We start from the raw sequence: 14,737 nt of genomic DNA on the forward strand, positions 1-14,737 counted from the left end.
GACCGGTGCGGGGGACAGGGCGCAGTCGGGCGTGGCCGTCATGTCAGGCCCGAGGGGGCGTGCCCATGTCCGCGGACAGCTCGGAGTCGATGCTGCAACCTCCGCCTTCTGCGAACCTTGATCTCACCGTGAGCGCCGAAGGGATCCATCGCCGGATCGACGTCGCCGGGGAGCTCGACCTGGCGTCGGCGCAGCAGATCGACGAGTGCCTGACCGAGTTGTCCCACGATGCGTACGGTGCCATCATCACTGTCGATCTGAGCCGTCTGACCTTTCTGGACTGCGCCGGACTCGGCGTCCTGGTCGCCCATCACTACGCCATGGCGGCCGCCGGCGGCCAGTTGGTGATCTCCCGGCCCTCGGCGCGCGCCGAACGCCTGATCCTGCTCAACCATCTCGAAGGGGTCTTCGAGATCCACTGACCTCAGCGGCTCGCCCCCGCGGGCTGTCCCGTCTTCTCAGTCGCCGCCTCGGTGCTCTCGGAAACCTCGGTGTCTGTGTCGCCCGCCTCCGGTTCGCGGGCCGGGCCGACGGCGGCGGCGAGCATGCTGGCGTTGGGCACGTTCAGCGGGCCCTCGTCGGCGTCCAGACGGGTATAGCTCAGGCCCATTCCGGTGACCGTGCCCTCGAAAAGCCCACCGAGCGGAGCCGACCGGATCCTGATGTGGTCACCGATGGTGAACGGCCGGGCGACGAGCAGCACCAGGCCGGCGAAAATGTTGCCCAGCGACTGCTGTGCGGCGATCCCGAAGACGACACCGGTCAGTGCACCGCCGAGCAGCAGATGCTGAATCGGCACGTCGAGCAGGTCGAGTGCGAGGAGCAGCACGATCAGGTAGCAGATGAACGTGACGAGTAACCGGACCATCGACGCCGCCGCCGGTCCGGCGCGGGCGCCGACGACCCGCGAGATCTCCCCGGCGGTGCTGCGGGTGGCGAGGATCGCCAGCACGAGAAACACCGCCGCGCCGACGATCGCGATGAGCCGGGCCTGCAGGGAGTGGGCATGGACGTTCCCGAAGGCGGCCGCCGCCGTCATCGCCACGAGCGCGCCGAAACCGCAGGCCGCGGCACGGCGGAAGTCCGCCCGCCGGACCAGGTTCATCGGTCGGGTGGGCACGGTCGAACGGAGGTCGCTCCAGCGGTATCTGGCCACAAATCAGTTGTACTAGCAGTGACTCGGCCGGCGCATCCGCCCCCTGCGCCCCGCCCCGACCGACCGGTCACGCACCGCGAGCCCGTACCACCGGATCGCGTTGCCGCCTGCCACGGACTCGATATCGGCCCGGTCGAGGCCGGCGTCGAGGAGCCCGGCCGTAAGGTCACGCCAAGCATCCGCGTAGCCGCGCCGAAGGAGGACGACGGGCCAGTTGCTGGCGAGGAGCAATCGGTCGGGGCCGAAACAGGTCGCCGCCCAGCGGAGATACGGGACGAGTTGCGCATTCGACCACGTCGCCCAGGCGGTGAGGACGTCGATCCCGACCGAGACCTTGAGCGCGACGTTCGGTGCCGCGCCGAGGGCCTGGACGCCGTCCGCCCACGGTTGCCAGCTCCCGGTGTCGACCGGCGGGCGGGCCAGGTGATCGACGACGATGCGGAGCTCGGGCACCGAGCGGGCCACCGCGACGACGTCACGTACCTGTTCCGGGGTGACCGGAACGACGTCCCAGCACAGGCCGCGCGCAGCGATCTCCCGGAAGAGAGAAGTTGTATCCGGCCTGGTCAGCCAGTCCGTACGGCCCCGGCCGACGAGACAGCGAACGCCGCGGACCACCTGGTGGCCGTCGAGGCCGGGCAGGACGGTCCGGGCCGCAGCGGGATCCCGTAGCGGCACCCACGCGACCACCCCCTCGACGAACGGCGCCTGCGCGGCGAAGTCGAGGAGTCGTGCATTTTCCTCCTCCGTGTCGACGGACTGGACGAGGATGCTGCCGTCGATGCCGGCGGCGGCGAGGTCGGCCGAGAGGTCGTCCGGCATGAAGTCCCGGGCGATGACCTCGTGTTCGTGGCTGCGCCACGCCTGGTGCTGCCGGCCGTAGCGCCAGAAGTGGTGATGGGCGTCGATGGTCACGTCATCGCCCTTTCCAGACCGCCGGGCGCTTGTCGAGAAACGCCTGCACCCCCTCGTGGAAGTCCGAGCTGCCGTAGCAGGCCCGGAAGACGTCGTCGAACTCCACCTGACCCGAAGGCGCCGCCAACCGCCGGTCGGCTTCCTTGATCGCCGCGATGCTCAGCGGCGCACATCGGCAGATGTCCGCGACGATCTCGGACACGCGCGGATCGAGCTCGGTACGGTCCACCACCTCGTGCACGAGTCCGGCGCGGTGAGCCTCGTCGGCCGAGACCAGCCGGGCCGTCAGCAGCATGCTCAGAGTGGCGGACCGTCCCAGACTGGCGTAGAGACGGCCGATCGTGACCGGCGGCAGGCAGTTGCCGACGGTCCGCGCGACCGGTGCGCCGAACACTGCGTCCGGGGTTGCGATGACAAGATCGCAGATCGCGACCAGGGCGAGCCCGGCTCCGACGGCCGGCCCCTCGACGACGGCGACGACGGCGATCCCCAGACCCGCGAGGCGGTCGAGGACCTGTGCGACGCGGTGTTCGTAGCGCACCCCGTCCTCGCCGTCGCGGAAGTCGGCGAACTGCCCGATATCGGTTCCGGCCGCGAACGCGGCGCCGTCGCCGCGCAGCAGCAGCACCCGCAACTCCGGGTTCCCCGCCACCGTGTCGCAGGCGGCTGCCAGCTGGTCATACATCCGCCAGGTGAGCGCATTGCGGGAATCGACGTTCGAGATCGTCAGGTGTGCGAGCGCCCCCTCGATCCGCAGCGCAACCTCGTCACTCACCCGCTGCGCCGCTCGCTTGTGCCGGACCGTCGCCGGGACGGGAAACGCGGAGCTCGCCGAGCACCTCGACGGTGTGCTCGCCCAGCAGCGGTGGATGCCGCACGATCGTGGCCGGCGTACGGCTGAACTTAACCGGCGACCCGAGCAACCGGATCGTGCCTTCGACCGGATGCTCGACCTCCTGGATCATTCCTCGCGCCCGCGCATGCGGGTCGCCGTCGAGGATCTGCCCGTAATCGAGGATCGGGCCGGCGGCGACGCCCGCGGCCAGCAGCCGGTCGACCCATATCTGGGTGGTGTCCCGACCGAGCGTCTCCTCGAGCGCCTTCCGGAGGTCTGACCGGTGCCGCATCCGCGCCGCGTTCGTCGCGAACCGCTCGTCGGTGATCAGCTCCTCCGCGTCGATGGCCCGACACAGCCGCTCCCACAGCCGCTGGTTGTTCGCCCCGACGGTCAGATAACCGTCGCTGGTACGGAAGACCTCGTACGGCGCCGACATCCGGTTTCCCGAGCCGAGCGGTTGGGGGACGCTCCCGGTGGCCCAGTACTCGGTCGACTCCCACACGGACATCGCCAGGACCGCTTCGTAGAGAGACGTCTCGACGTATTGCCCCTCCCCTGTGCGGGCACGGTGCAGACAAGCGGCCAGAATTCCGTAGGCGCAGAACAGTCCGGCGCCGAGATCGCCGACAGGAAGGCCGCACTTGACCGGCTCCCCGTCAGGTTCACCGGTCACCGAGATGGCCCCGGCCATGCCCTGTGCGATCAGGTCGTAGCCGGGCCGCATCGAGTAGGGGCCGCTCTGTCCGAAGCCGGAAATGCTCGCGTAGACCACGGATGGGCTGGCGGCGGCGATCGTCGGGTAATCCACGCCGAGACGAGCCGAGACTCCGGGCCGGAAGTTCTCGACGACCACGTCGGCCGTCTCCACCAGCCGGTAGAGATCGGCCCGGCCGCTCTCCGTACCCAGATCGATGCAGATGCTCCGCTTGTTGCGGTTCAGTGCGAGGAACGCTGCGCTGTCTTCCCCTTTGCTCGGGTATCCCCATGACTTGCGCGTCTGGTCGCCGACCCCGGGAAGCTCGACCTTGATGACATCGGCCCCCAGGTCGGCGAGCAGCATGGTGCAGAACGGGCCCGCCATGACCTGGGTCAGGTCGACCACACGCATTCCACTGAGCGCCCCGGTCACCGGCGCCTCCTGTCGTCGATCAGCCCTGTTGGAGGTCAGCGTCCGCCTCCTTGAAGAAGGAATCGACCGCCTGCGCAACCGTCTTACGCCCGAACGAGATGTCCTGGTAGGCGCGCGTGTAGGCGTCCACGAACACGCTGGTGTAGCCCGACGGGTAGACGATCACCGGAGCCTTGTGGTCGACGATCTCGTTGTAAACCTCGAGCTCCTCCTTCTTCTCAGGCGTCGTCTTCGGGTCATTGATCTGCGCGTCGAGCAGCTTGGTGACGGTCACCGCACCGTTGTCCGAGGAGAACGCATGCGCTCCCTTGGCGTCGTTGGTGAAGAAGTTGATGAAGGACGCCGCGGTCGGCACGTTCTCGCAGTTCGCCGAGATCGACAGACCCGAGGTGATCAGAACGTTCCCCAGACCCGACGAACCGAACGGATGGGTCGTGATCGCGAGCTTCCCACCCTTGACTCCGTTGATCGCGTTCTGCGCGTCCTCGAGGGCGTTGCCGGGAGTCGTCGCACTCATCACCTTGCCCTGGGCCATGAAACTCTGCTCCAGCGGAGTGTCCGTCCCCTGGTCGGCCTGTGCCGCCGCCGAGATGGTCGCCCCGGACTTGCGGAGCTTCTCCCACATGTTCCAGTACGCGGCGAGCATCGACTTGGAAAAGCCGAGCTTGTCGCCCTTGAAGAGCGACGCGCCCTGGCTCTGGGTGTAGGAGATGAAGACGTCGGCGTTGCCGCCGTCCAGATTGCTGGCCGCGACCCCCTTGGGCAGCTTGGCCTTGGCCTGCGTCAGCCAGTTGGTGTACCAGTCCCAGGTGAAGTTCGTCGGCGGCGTCGGCAACCCGGCCTTGGTGACGATCGTCTTGTTGTACATGATGCCGTCGTACGCTGCGCCGTACGGGATCATGTAGAGCTTGCCATCGGTCCCTCGACCCGTATCGAGGACGTTCTTCGGGATGCCTGATACGTCGATGGCGCCGGACTTCACCATCTTGTCCAGCGGCATCAGCGTGTGCCGCTTGGTGTAGTCGTTGAGCTCCCGGGCCTGCATCTGCGGGACGCACGGCAGGTTCTTCCCGGCCGCCTCCACGTTGAGCTTCTCCCAGTAGGCGTCGAAGTCGCTGCTCTGACCGTCGATCTTCACCTTGGGATGGGCCTTCTTGTACAGCGAGATGACGGCGTTGGTCTTCTCGTTGCGGCTCGCGCCGCCCCACCAGGCGTAGTCGATCGCACCGTGGGCCGCTCCCTTGCCTCCCTGCCCCTGCGTCGATCCGCCCTGCGACGTGCCGTTGCATCCGGCGACGGTCACGACGGCGACGGTCAGGCCGGCGGTGAGCCCTAACAGGCGCCGCGCGGTTTCTCGTGGTCGCATCACGTTGTCTCCTTCGCGCTACTTGAGTCCGGTGGTGGTGATGCCTTGGGTCAACATCCGCTGTGCGGCGAGAAAGAAAGCGACCAGCGGGACGAGCGAGAGCACAGCCATCGCGAACAGCGATCCGTAGGACGATCGCCCGGTGGCGTCGATGAACATGTTGAGTCCCAGCGGGACGGTGTAGAGCTGGGTCTTGCTCAGGTAGAGCAACGGGCCGAGGAAGTCGTTCCACGACGCGATGAAGGTGAACATCGCCGTGGTGCCCATCGCGGGTAGGGACAGCGGCACGATGATGCGGCGGAAGATCTGCCAGTGGTTGCACCCGTCGACCCGGGCCGAGTCGTCGAGCTCCCTCGGCAGGGCACGGATGAACTGAATGTTGAGGAAGATGAAGAACGCATCCGCGCCGAGAAACTTCGGCAGCACCAGCGGGATGTAGGTGTTCAGCCAGGACAGCTTGTCGAAGAGGATGTACTGCGGCACGAGAGTCACGTGGTAGGGCAGCAGGATCGTCGCCATCAGGACCGCGAACAGCACGCGCTTGAACGGGAAGTCCAGGCGGGCGAAGGCGTACGCCGTGAGCGTGCAGGCGAAGACGTTACCGATGACCGCGAGTAGGGCCACCACCGCGGAGTTCAGGAAGAACCGGGAGAAGTGCAGCGACGGCGCCGGATTCAGGCCGTGCCGGTAGTTGTCAAGCGTGAACCGGCCGAAGAGTCCCAGGGTGCTGAGCACCTGGTTGTCCGGCCGGAACGATGCAGCAACGAGCCAGGCGACCGGGTAGAGCAGGAAGCAGATGATGACGATCGTCACGAGGTGTCTGGCAAGGGCACGTACCAGTCGGCTCTTGGACGGCTGCGTCATCATCTGGATGCCGGTGGTACGGGTGCGCGTCTCCAGCGTCTGCGTGCTCATGCCTCATCTCCGTAATGCACCCAGAACCGTGCAGTCGAGAAGGCGATCGCGGTGAACACGGCGAGCGCGGCGAGCAGCAGCCACGCCATCGCGGCGGCGTATCCCATCTGGAATTCGACGAACCCCTTCTGGTACAGGTAGAGCGTGTAGAAGAGCAGCGAGTCCGAGGGACCGCCGCTACCGCCGCTCACCACGTAGGCGCCCGTGAACGCCTGGAATGCGTGGACCGTGTCGAGCAGGACGTTGAAGAAGATCAGCGGGGTGAGCTGGGGAAGCGTGATATGCCAGAACCGCTGGAACACGTGGGCGCCGTCGACGGACGCCGCTTCGTAGAGGTTGGCCGGGACCTGGCGGAGGCCGGCCAGAAAGATGATCATGGTGCTGCCGAAGGCCCAGAGGTTCAGGCCGATGATCGAGTAGAGCGCCGTGCCGGGGTTGCCGACCCAGCTTCCGTGGTGGAGTCCGACGACCTCCAGAGCCCGGTTGACGATGCCGAAGGTGCCGAAGACCTGCTTCCACAGGATCGCGATCGCGACGCTGCTGCCGATCAGAGACGGCACGTAGAAGAGCGTGCGGTAGATCCCGAGCAGGCGGATACCGCGGTTGAGGAACAGCGCGAGAAGCAGCGAGACGATCAGCACGAGCGGCACGGACACGAGAACGAACGTGAGCGTCACCCGGACCGACTGCCAGAACCGCGGGTCGGCTCCGAACATCCGGCGGAAGTTTGCCAGGCCGACCCACTTGGGCGGGCTGAGCAGGTCGTACCGGGTGAACGCGAGGTAGAGCGAGAACAGCATCGGGCCGAGCGTGATGACGACGAGACCGAGGAGCCACGGTGTAAGGAACGCGTACGCCGTGAGCGCGGATCGCCACTTCCGCTTGCGTCGAGATTTCTCCCGCGTGGGTGTAGCTCCGCTCGCGTCCTGGCCGGCGACGGTTTCTTCGTAGGTGGTCATGAGGGGCCCCGGTCCCGTCAGGCCTGGTCGCGGTCGGCGGTCCGGGCGGCATGGGCCTCAACCCGCTGGGCGAGCCCCTGCGCGAGGAGGTGCGCGAGCGGTGCGGCGACATCGGCGGCCTCGGCGACGGTGACAACCTCTTGCAGGTCCTTGCTCCACGGACGCTTGCCGACCGGCACCTGCGATGCGTCGTAAGCGTGCGCCACGTCGTCGAAGAAGCCCCAATGCCGTGCCACCCAGGAGTCGCCCGTGCTCGTCCGCACGGCCCCCAGTACCTCGGCCGCGCCGACGCCATGAGCCGCAGCGATGTCGAGCGCTTCGTACGCGCCGGCGAGGCTCGCGAACATCATGAGCTGGTTGGCGAGCTTGGCCACCGCGCCCGAGCCGGCCGGTCCGACGTGGACGACCGTGCTCGCGACCGCGTCGAGGTAGACCTGCGCGGCGCCGACCGCCGCGTCGGTTCCGCCCGCCATCAGAGTGAGCGTGCCCTCGCGGGCGCGCTCCGCTCCCCCACTCACCGGTGCGTCGATGAACTCGATCCCGGCCTCCGCTGCCCGTGCGGCGAGACGCTGGACGGTGCCGGGCAGCACGGTGCTGTGCACCACGACCACCGACCCGGGTTTGAGCGCGTCCAGCACGCCGCGGCGCTCGAGAGTGTCGGCGACCGCGTCGTCGTCGGGCACGGCAAGGGCCACCAGTTGGCACCGGGCCAGGTCGAGTGCCGTGTCGGCCACGGTGGCGCCGTTCCCGGCGCACTCATGCATCCGATCGGGAACGACGTCGTGGACGACGACCGGCCATCCCTGGTCGACTAGGTGGCGGGCCATCGGCATCCCGAGATTTCCCAGCCCGGCGAAGCCGATCTGGATCGAGCCGGTGAGCGGGGGCATCGGCACTACTTGACGGTCTCGTCGAGTGGCCAACCGAGCCGCTCATAGATCTTGCGCCGACCCACCTTGTCGTTCTCAAGCTCCTGACGGGCGAACTTCGCCACGACCTCGGCGTGCTCGAGCGGCACCACGATCACCCCGTCGCCGTCGGCGACGACGATGTCGCCCGGGCGGACCAGCACCCCGCCGATGTTGACCGGGATCTGCGCGGCGTCGAACTCGATGCGGCCCTGCACCATCGCCTGCGCCCGGGTACGGCAGAAGATCGGGACCTTCTGCAGGATGCATTCGTCGCGGTCCCGTACGCCGCCGGAGGTCACGATTCCCGCGGCTCCCGCGGCGAACCACCCGAGTGAGTTGTTGGATCCGATCTCGCCGACCGCGACGTCCGGGGGTGATTCGACGACGACGACCTCACCGGTGGTGAGATGCTCGGCCAGCTTGTACGAGTAGAGCTCCTTGTACCAATAGTTGTATGCCCATTCCGTGTACTCGTCCGGCGTGATCGCCGGCACGGTCTTCTCGGACAGGCGGTGCCGGATGGTGTGTGCCGGCCCGCACAACTTCGCGCCCTGGAACATCGGCGCGATGTCCGGCGACACCGTCCCCTTCGCGTGCAGGCCGGCCCAGTCCATGCCGTCCCGTACGTCGGCGACCCTGACGCCCTCGAAAAGCTGTGCCACCCCTGCGGTCTCCACGCGACCTCCTCGCCGGCCTCGGCCGGCTCCGACGGATAGGGGTCGACCGACTGGTCACCCCACCTGATCGGCAGCGACGCGACCCTCGGGTCACCTCGGCTGCCATGTGCGGACTATTGTCTACAACAGACGAAGAGGCCTGGCAAGGGTGGCGGGAGAACAATGGCGGGACCACCGCCAGGGACCGCACTGCCAGGGACAGGAGAGCCAGTGGGCACCAATCAGCCGCGCGCGAAGGGCGAGTACGTCTCCGACGACGGCGCGCGGGCGCGACTCAACCCGCCCAGCCTCGTCCAGCTCGCGGCCGAAGAGTTGCGCCGGATGATTCTGTCCGGGGACCTGCAGCCGGGAGAGCGGCTCATCGAGGAACGGCTCACCGAGCGCCTCGGGATCAGCCGTCCCCCGCTCCGGGAGGCCATGCGGCTGCTCCAGCGCGAGGGGCTGATCCTCACCGAGCCGCGCCGCGGCGCGACGGTGACCCGGCTGGCCGAATCCGACGTACTCGAGATCCTGACGCTCCGGTCCGCGCTCGAACGGTTGGCTGTCGAGCTAGGCGTGCCGGTCACCTCGCCGGAACGGCTAGAGCCATGTCGCGCCGCTATCGACGACATGGCGGCCTGTGCGGCCCGGGGCGACCGCGCCGGCCTCGTCGAGCGGGGCTACGTTTTCCATCACGCGATCATTGCCTTGTCCGGTCACCGTCGCCTGGAGGAGGTCTACCGGTCGCTGCACCAACAGCTGCTGCTCTGTATGGCGATGAACTTGCACACCAGGGAGCACTTCTTCGAAGACCTTGCCGAGCACGTCGACCGGCATCGGCACCTGCTCCAGCTGATCGAGGCCGGCGATCCACAGGTGGTGCTCACCGAGCTGGCGGCGCACGGTGAGCGCTCCTTCACGCACCCGCCCGAGCGTCCCGAGAAGGTGAGGACCAGATGACGAGCACCAGCGCACCCGTGGCCGAGCTGCAGAGCGCCCTCCCGGCCGCGAGTCTGGTGACCGACCCCGACCTCATGGAGAGCTACCGGCGGGACAACGCCGACCTCGCCGAGGCGGGCATGCCCCTCGCGGTCGTTCTCGCCCGGTCCACCGAGGAGGTCTCCGCGGCGCTGCGCTGGGCGACTGCGCACCGGGTCCCGGTGGTGCCGCGCGGCGCGGGGTCGGGACTCTCCGGCGGCGCCAGCGCCGTCGAGGGCGGCTTGATCCTGTCGCTGACACACATGGACCGCATTCTCGAGATCAACCCGGACGACCAGTTGGCCGTCGTCGAGCCGGGTGTCATCAACGCCGACGTCGGCCGGGCTGCGGCCGAGCACGGCCTGCGCTACCCGCCCGACCCGTCCAGCTTCGAGATCTCCACCATCGGGGGAAATCTCGCCACCAACGCCGGTGGCCTTCGCTGCGTGAAGTACGGCGTCACCCGCGACTCCGTGCTCGGGCTGGAGGTCGTGCTGATGGACGGGCGGGTGATCCGCACCGGCGGGCGCACGATCAAGAGCGTGGCCGGTTACGACCTGACCCGGCTCTTCGTCGGATCGGAGGGGACGCTCGGCGTCATCACCGCGGCGAACCTGCGGCTGCGGCCCCTGATCATCGGGGAGCCGGTGACCTTTGTGGCGTCGTTCAGCTCGCTGGTGGACGCCGGCGACGCGGTGTCCCGCATCATCCGGGCGGGACTGGCGCCGAGCCTGCTGGAACTGATGGACCACACCAGCATCAACCTGATCGAGGACTACCAGCGGATGGACCTCGACCGGAGCGCCGCCGCGCTGCTCATCGGCCAGGCCGACTCACCGCAGTCGGCGGCCGAGGCCGAGGCGATGGCCGAGTGCGCGCGCGTCGCGGGTGCCGACCTCGTCGTGCAGTCCAGCGATGCGGCCGAGGCGGAGTTGCTGCTCGAGGCGCGCCGGCAGCACTACCACGCGGTCACCGCGCAGGGCGCGACGCTGATCGACGACGTCGGCGTACCACGCAGCAAGCTGGCGGCGCTGCTCGGCGGGATCGAGCAGGTCGGCAAGGAGTACGGCGTCACCATCGCCACCGTGGGGCACGCCGGCGACGGCAATGTCCACCCGACGATGGTCTTCCCGCACGGCGACGTCGAGGCGGCGCGGACGGCCGAACGGGCCGCGGAGGAGATCTGCCGGCTCGCCTTGCGGCTGGGCGGCACGATCACCGGCGAGCACGGCGTCGGATCGCTGAAGCGCACCTGGCTGCACGGTGAGATCGACGACGACACCTACGCCGTACACCGGTCGATCAAGTCGACGCTCGACCCGCTCGGCCTACTCAACCCCGGCAAGGCCATCTAGCGGCCTTGCCGGCGAGAGCGAAGTCGATCAGCCGGTGTTCGGGGCGATGTCGGCGTCGCCGGGACTGCGATGCGGCATGCGCTCGGCCGGGATCTGCCCCATCCGACCGCTCTGGAAGTCCTCGAGCGCCTGGACGATCTCGTCCTTGGTGTTCATCACGAACGGGCCGTAGTGCACGACCGGCTCCTTGATGGGCCGGCCGCCGAGGACCAGCACCTCGAGGTTGGGCGTGTGGCTGTCCTGGGACGCGTCGGCGGCCACCGTGATGGCATCGCCGGGGCCGAAGCGGGCGAGCTGACCACTGTGGATCGGTCGACCGTCGGCGCCGACCGTTCCCCGCCCGGCGAGGACGTAGACCAGCGCGTTGAAGTCCGGCCGCCACGGAAGGGTCAGGCGGGCACCCGGGTTGACCGTCGCGTGCAGCAGGCTGATCGGGGTGTACGTCGACCCGGGACCGGCATGGCCGGCCACGTCGCCGGCGATGACCCGGATCAGCGCACCGCCGTCGGGCGAGGACAGCAGCGTGGTCTCGCCGCCCCGGATGTCCTGGTAGCGCGGCGGATTCCACTTGCTGTCGCTGGGCAGGTTGACCCACAGCTGCATCCCGTGGAAGAGCCCACCGGAGATGACGAGCTGCTCCGGCGGAGCCTCGATGTGCAGGATTCCGGCGCCGGCGGTCATCCACTGGGTGTCGCCGTTGGTGATCAGCCCGCCGCCACCGGTGGAGTCCTGGTGCTGGAAGGTGCCGTCGATCATGTAGGTGACGGTCTCGAAACCGCGGTGCGGGTGCCACGGCGTGCCCTTGGGCTCGCCCGGCGCGTAGTCGACCTCCCCCATCTGGTCCATGTGGACGAACGGGTCGAGGTCGCGCATGCTCACCCCGGCGAACGCCCGGCGTACCGGAAACCCTTCGCCTTCATAGCCGGTCGGTGCCGTGGTGATCGACACCACCGGCCGCTCGGTGACGGTCGTGGGGTCGATCACCGGGACACGGGGCAGGGCGAGCACATCGGGCACGGTTACGGCGGGCATCGTGGTCTCCTTCATCAGCACGGGGGCTGCTGCGCTGTCGTCGATCCAACCTTAGTTGCGTGCGCAACATTCCTTCGGCCGCGCACCTGGGACCATCCTTGCTCGGTACGGTGTCGCGCATGGCTGATCTGACCGGAAGGGTGGCGCTCGTCGCGGGTGGCGCCGGCGCCGTGGGCGAGGGCATCGTGCGGGCGCTGCTCGGCGCGGGCGCACAGGTCGTCGTCCCGTCGCGCAACCCCGACCGGCTCGCGGAGCTGCGGACCCGGCTCGGCGAGCCGGCCGGGCTGCACGGCGTGATCGGCGACATCGGCGCTCCGGGCGGAGCCGACGGCGTCGCCGCGGCGGCCGTCGAACAGGCCGGGCGGCTCGACGCCGCGGTCGCGGCGGTCGGCGGCTGGTGGCAGCAGTCCGACCTCGTCGACGTCACTCCGTCGGAGTGGCAACGGGTGTTGGAGAACAACCTCACGACACACTTCCTGCTGCTCCGGGCGGTGCTGCCGCGGCTGCGCGAGGAGCAGGGATCGTCGTATCAATTCGTGATCGGCGACAGCGCGGATTCGCCGGTGCCGGGCGCGTCGCTATCCACCGTGACCGCTGCCGCCGTACTCGGCCTGTTCCGGGCCGCAGCGGCGGAAGAACACCAGGTTCGGGTGAACGCCCTCTACCTGGCACCGGTGCTCACCCGTAACCGGCCGACCGGACCGGCCGGGTGGTTGAGCGCCGAAGAAGTCGGGGCCTACGCCGCCTGGCTTGCCGGCGATTCGGGCGCCGCCGTACGCGGGCAAGTCGTCCGGCCGGATAAGAACGGGCCGGGCTGAGGACGCACCGGCGGCGTCGTTACGCCGAAATCCGTCGACCGCCGGTGTCGATCTTGTCGTTGTCGATCAGCCAGGCCACCGCTTCACGGACGGCCTGCAGTGAGCTGTAGCGCGGCGCGTAACCGAGCATCTGGCGGGCCTTGTCGATGCTGATGCTCGGGCTGTGCGCGATGTGGTCGTAGGTGCCCTGCGCGTTGGCCCCGTCGAGCGTCGTCTTCCATTCGTCGAACGGCAGGTAGGACAGCTTCGCCTCGTGGCCGAACCAGCCGGAGACCGCCTCGGCGTAGCCGCGCAGCGTGATCGCCCGCGGCGAGCAGACGTGGAAGCTCTCGCCGACCGCAGCGCTGCGCCGCTCCATCGCGCACTGGAAGGCCTGCGCGACGTCGTCGGCGTGCACGTGGTGCACGGTCTCCAGGCCGAAGTTGGGCAGGGTGAGCGACTCGCCGCGCGCGAGGACGCCGAAGACCTGCGGATCGAAGTGCCCGGCCGGGTTGACCGCCGGCCAGCCCGGTCCGACGATGTGGCCGGCGTGCAGGATCGTCGCCGGCACCCCGCCGGTACGGGACTCGCGTAGCAGGTATTCCTCGATGGCGGCCTTGTTGACGCCGTAGTCGCCGAACGGCCGGCGCGGCACGTCCTCGGTCACCGGCACCTCGGCGGACGGCCCGTGCACCCAGATCGTGCCGCAGTGCAGGAGGTGGCCGGTGCGCCCGCGCAGAGCCTCGGCGAGGGCCCGTGCGCTGGCCGGGGTGAAGCACACCAGGTCGATGACGGCGTCGGCGTCCATCGCGGCGATCCGGTCACCGAAGGTGCCGGCGGCGTCCTCCGCGTCGCGGTCCACCTGGATGCGGCGGACCTGATCCCATGCACCGTCGGGGTGATACGGCGCCCGGGTGCCACGGGTCAGGACCGTCACCTCGTGCCCCATGCGTACCAGCCGGGGGGTGAGGTAACTGCCGATATGCCCCGTCCCACCGATCACGACTACCCGCATGCCGTCCTCCTCCGTCGCCGGATTGAAGCACCCTTTCTATCAAGCCGCCCCGTCCACTGCGATCCACGGGGCGCCTGGACACAACCCACTACTAGTGGGTTTTGGACACCTGGACCGGCGTGTCGCCGTACAAAACCCACTACTAGTGGGTTTTGTCCACGGGCGGCGAAGGCTCAGCGCCCCCGTCGCCGATCGCCGCGTCGATCTCGGCGACCAGGTCGCGCGGCGGTACGTCGACGAGATCGGCCCACCACCGCCGTCCCAGCAGCCAGGCCGCGCCGAACGCGAGCCGCAGGTCCGCCGGGTCGAGCCGCGCCGACACCTCCGCCAGCGACTGCAGATCCTCCGCCGGCAGATCCTGCTCGGCAAGCCGCGACGGGGTGAGCCAGCGCGCGGTCGCACCATGCCGCAGCCGGGCCATCCACAGCAGGTGACGGCGGACGTGCGACAGCGTGTCGTAGGCACGTTCGATCTCGCCGCGCGCCAGCACGTTCCAGCCGAGCACCCACCAGTTGGCGAACCGGCCGCACACCGTCGCCCGCGCGTCCTCGTCCGACGGCACCGGCGGGTCCACCGGGAGCGCAGCCAGGATCCGGGTCAGTTCGCCGGTGCGATCGACCAGCACCATCCGCTCGATGTCGGCACCACGCCCCGGCCACTCCGCCACCTCCGCGACGGCTCCGCCCGGACGGAAGTGGAACTCCCCGCGCAGCAG

The 14,737-nt window shown here is 68.9% G+C and carries 16 protein-coding genes; 4 read left to right on the forward strand and 12 right to left on the reverse strand.

What is annotated here, in order from left to right; genetic code table 11:
- Positions 1-89: 89 nt before the first annotated feature.
- Positions 90-422, forward strand: coding sequence for an STAS domain-containing protein (locus tag VGH85_16385; protein HEY2175386.1), 333 nt, complete (start codon positions 90-92; stop codon positions 420-422).
- A 2-nt stretch (positions 423-424) separates the two neighbouring features.
- Here VGH85_16385 and VGH85_16390 read toward each other — a convergent pair whose 3' ends face one another.
- The 9 genes from VGH85_16390 to VGH85_16430 are packed head-to-tail and all read right to left on the reverse strand — an operon-like array spanning position 425 to position 8,866.
- The gene (locus VGH85_16390; GenBank protein HEY2175387.1) at positions 425-1,156 is read right to left on the reverse strand and encodes a mechanosensitive ion channel family protein; all 732 of its coding nucleotides are present in this window, start codon (positions 1,154-1,156) and stop codon (positions 425-427) included.
- Positions 1,157-1,168: 12 nt separating this feature from the next.
- Positions 1,169-2,071, reverse strand: a complete 903-nt coding sequence (locus VGH85_16395; GenBank protein ID HEY2175388.1) for an amidohydrolase family protein — start codon at positions 2,069-2,071, stop codon at positions 1,169-1,171.
- A gap of 1 nt (position 2,072) precedes the next feature.
- Positions 2,073-2,846, reverse strand: coding sequence for an enoyl-CoA hydratase (locus VGH85_16400; protein ID HEY2175389.1), 774 nt, complete (start codon positions 2,844-2,846; stop codon positions 2,073-2,075).
- The gene (locus tag VGH85_16405; GenBank protein ID HEY2175390.1) at positions 2,839-4,038 is read right to left on the reverse strand and encodes a CoA transferase; all 1,200 of its coding nucleotides are present in this window, start codon (positions 4,036-4,038) and stop codon (positions 2,839-2,841) included. Before VGH85_16405 ends, VGH85_16400 begins: the two co-directional genes overlap by 8 nt.
- Positions 4,039-4,057: 19 nt before the next feature.
- The gene (locus tag VGH85_16410; protein ID HEY2175391.1) at positions 4,058-5,404 is read right to left on the reverse strand and encodes an extracellular solute-binding protein; all 1,347 of its coding nucleotides are present in this window, start codon (positions 5,402-5,404) and stop codon (positions 4,058-4,060) included.
- A gap of 18 nt (positions 5,405-5,422) precedes the next feature.
- A complete protein-coding gene (locus VGH85_16415; GenBank protein ID HEY2175392.1) occupies positions 5,423-6,319 on the reverse strand; it encodes a carbohydrate ABC transporter permease in 897 nt (298 codons plus the stop codon).
- A complete protein-coding gene (locus VGH85_16420; GenBank protein HEY2175393.1) occupies positions 6,316-7,278 on the reverse strand; it encodes a sugar ABC transporter permease in 963 nt (320 codons plus the stop codon). Before VGH85_16420 ends, VGH85_16415 begins: the two co-directional genes overlap by 4 nt.
- A 17-nt stretch (positions 7,279-7,295) precedes the next feature.
- Positions 7,296-8,168, reverse strand: a complete 873-nt coding sequence (locus VGH85_16425; protein ID HEY2175394.1) for an NAD(P)-binding domain-containing protein — start codon at positions 8,166-8,168, stop codon at positions 7,296-7,298.
- Between the two features lie 5 nt (positions 8,169-8,173).
- On the reverse strand, positions 8,174-8,866 hold the full coding sequence (locus VGH85_16430) for an RraA family protein (protein HEY2175395.1): 693 nt from the start codon (positions 8,864-8,866) through the stop codon (positions 8,174-8,176).
- 210 nt (positions 8,867-9,076) lie between these two features.
- Between VGH85_16430 and VGH85_16435 the strand changes: the two genes are divergently transcribed.
- A complete protein-coding gene (locus VGH85_16435) occupies positions 9,077-9,805 on the forward strand; it encodes a GntR family transcriptional regulator (GenBank protein HEY2175396.1) in 729 nt (242 codons plus the stop codon).
- Positions 9,802-11,178, forward strand: coding sequence for an FAD-linked oxidase C-terminal domain-containing protein (locus tag VGH85_16440; protein ID HEY2175397.1), 1,377 nt, complete (start codon positions 9,802-9,804; stop codon positions 11,176-11,178). Before VGH85_16435 ends, VGH85_16440 begins: the two co-directional genes overlap by 4 nt.
- 27 nt (positions 11,179-11,205) lie before the next feature.
- Here VGH85_16440 and VGH85_16445 read toward each other — a convergent pair whose 3' ends face one another.
- A complete protein-coding gene (locus tag VGH85_16445; GenBank protein ID HEY2175398.1) occupies positions 11,206-12,210 on the reverse strand; it encodes a pirin family protein in 1,005 nt (334 codons plus the stop codon).
- Positions 12,211-12,329: 119 nt separating this feature from the next.
- Between VGH85_16445 and VGH85_16450 the strand changes: the two genes are divergently transcribed.
- Positions 12,330-13,028 carry an SDR family oxidoreductase gene (locus tag VGH85_16450; GenBank protein HEY2175399.1) on the forward strand — a complete coding sequence of 233 codons (699 nt, stop codon included), beginning with the start codon at positions 12,330-12,332 and terminating at the stop codon, positions 13,026-13,028.
- 19 nt (positions 13,029-13,047) lie between these two features.
- On the opposite strand, the gene VGH85_16455 is transcribed toward VGH85_16450, so the two are convergent.
- Positions 13,048-14,022, reverse strand: coding sequence for an NAD-dependent epimerase/dehydratase family protein (locus tag VGH85_16455; protein HEY2175400.1), 975 nt, complete (start codon positions 14,020-14,022; stop codon positions 13,048-13,050).
- A 142-nt stretch (positions 14,023-14,164) separates the two neighbouring features.
- The coding region (locus VGH85_16460; GenBank protein HEY2175401.1) for a hypothetical protein at positions 14,165-14,737 on the reverse strand (573 nt) is incomplete at its 5' end.

It is taken from the genome of Mycobacteriales bacterium (assembly GCA_036497565.1).
Lineage (GTDB): Bacteria > Actinomycetota > Actinomycetes > Mycobacteriales > QHCD01 > DASXJE01.